The sequence below is a fragment of the Helicobacter ganmani genome, assembly GCF_003364315.1.
GTDB lineage: Bacteria > Campylobacterota > Campylobacteria > Campylobacterales > Helicobacteraceae > Helicobacter_D > Helicobacter_D ganmani.
On sequence record NZ_NXLS01000021.1, the window covers coordinates 1 to 1,678 of the forward strand.

The window sequence follows — 1,678 nt, forward strand, 5'->3', positions numbered from 1 at the left end:
GATACTGCTGTTTCTGTTTCTGGAACTGCTGGGGGAAGCTCCTCTGCTCCTGATAGTGTTTTTACACTTAGTTTGTGGAAGAAGTTTTAGGAAAATGCTAGAAATAAAAAATAAGTCGCTTACCTCTCATTCAAACTTTAATAAGATAAACTCTAATGTGAATGCAAATTTGTCTAAGGAGGATTTTCAAACCCTCTTTTTGTTGCAAAATAAAAATGCAGAAATGAAAAATAATTCTTTAAAGAATGAGGATTTAGCAAATCTTGCTTTTTTAAAAATGAATGATTTTCAGACATTAGCACCAAACAACAATAAAGCAACACTTTTTGGATATAGTGTTGATGAAAATGGGTTTATGGGGGCAGATTTTAATAAAAAAGCAGGATTGCCTAGTGATTTTAAGATACATAAAGAAACACTAGAAAAAATGCACAAAACTTATGTAACCCCTAATACAATGTCTATGCCAAGTGGAGAGAGCGCAAACTTCACGCTTCAAAATGGCGTATATTATGCGGGTGCGATGCCACTTGCTAATGGGCAGAGTTATTTTAATAAACTTGATATTGCAAGCGTTTTTAAATGGGCTTACACTCAATTAGAACCGCTCATTAAAGATTCTACAAAAAACGCTTATAATTTGGGAGAATTACAGAAATATTTCCCTGCTGGAATTGCGTATGATAGCGGGGAGATAACTAAAATTTATCAAAATCAGGAGGAGTTAGAATCTGCAATGCACGAAAAGGATATATTATTTAATTTGGGATTAAGTAATGGAGCTAAAAATTTATTTTTTGTTTTTGAAAAGGACGGCAGCATCAATGAATCTGACCTTTATATGTGTGATGAATCCTTTAGCATTAAACAATACATTAATGAAAACAACATTTCCAAAGAGGGATTGCTCGTAGCTTTTATGGCACAACAAGGAGCAGTATTTAAAGCACAATCGCCCGAAACAATAAAGAGCGAATACCAAAAAGCATTGGAAAATTTTGAGAAGTTTTATTATGGTGGCGATAGTGTAAGCAACTATAATGCTATAAAAGCTGGAGCTTTAAGTATTGATGATTTCATAGAATCTAGTCTTGAATGCAATTTATGGCTTTATTACTATTTTATGCAAGGTAACAAAGAACCCCATTTGCTACCTAGTAAAATGAATTTACAGGGATATTTAGAATGGGATTCCTATACTCCCAAACAAGAACAACGCTACCAAGCCCTAAACAACCAAGATTTTATGGACTATCTTAAAACAACTATTAAGGCTATGGTAGGATAAGGTTATTTTGTGTAAGCATAAGTCTTTGTAAATTTGCTTATAAATGGCTGTCTAAGAAGTTTATTCGTATTCTTGTCTCTCACTTCTAGCCAACTCTTTTGATATTGTCCAGAGTAAGACCAAGAATATTTTAATTGATACCTATGAACAAGATAGAGTGATTCCGTATTGGGGTTGATAGCTTTAATATAATCATTATACAATGAACTACCTATAGCTTCTGTAATTAGATAGTAGTTATTTGTATATAAACCATATTTTCTTTCTGTCCTCGCATATGAAATTGCCCCTCCCACAACCTTACTCATCTCCTCCTCATTTAAGACTTTCACACCTGCACTTTGTTCGTTAAATTCTCCATTAGTTACAAGGGCAATGAAATCTACTTCA

1 protein-coding gene and 2 pseudogenes are annotated in these 1,678 nt (G+C 33.4%); 2 read left to right on the top strand and 1 reads right to left on the bottom strand.

Going from position 1 to position 1,678, the window contains the following annotated elements:
- A pseudogene (locus CQA43_RS09980) lies at positions 1-90 on the top strand (nucleoid-structuring protein H-NS); the annotation flags it as partial.
- 4 nt (positions 91-94) lie between these two features.
- Positions 95-1,288 carry a Cj0814 family flagellar-dependent secreted protein gene (locus CQA43_RS09320; protein WP_115552319.1) on the top strand — a complete coding sequence of 398 codons (1,194 nt, stop codon included), beginning with the start codon at positions 95-97 and terminating at the stop codon, positions 1,286-1,288.
- Positions 1,289-1,290: 2 nt separating this feature from the next.
- Here CQA43_RS09320 and CQA43_RS09560 read toward each other — a convergent pair.
- Positions 1,291-1,678 (bottom strand): annotated as a pseudogene (locus CQA43_RS09560) (hypothetical protein); the annotation flags it as partial.

Bases quoted from the DNA above. Each gene is read 5' to 3' on its own strand.
- CQA43_RS09320 (WP_115552319.1), top strand. From the start codon at position 95: ATGCTAGAAATAAAAAATAAGTCGCTTACCTCTCATTCAAACTTTAAT.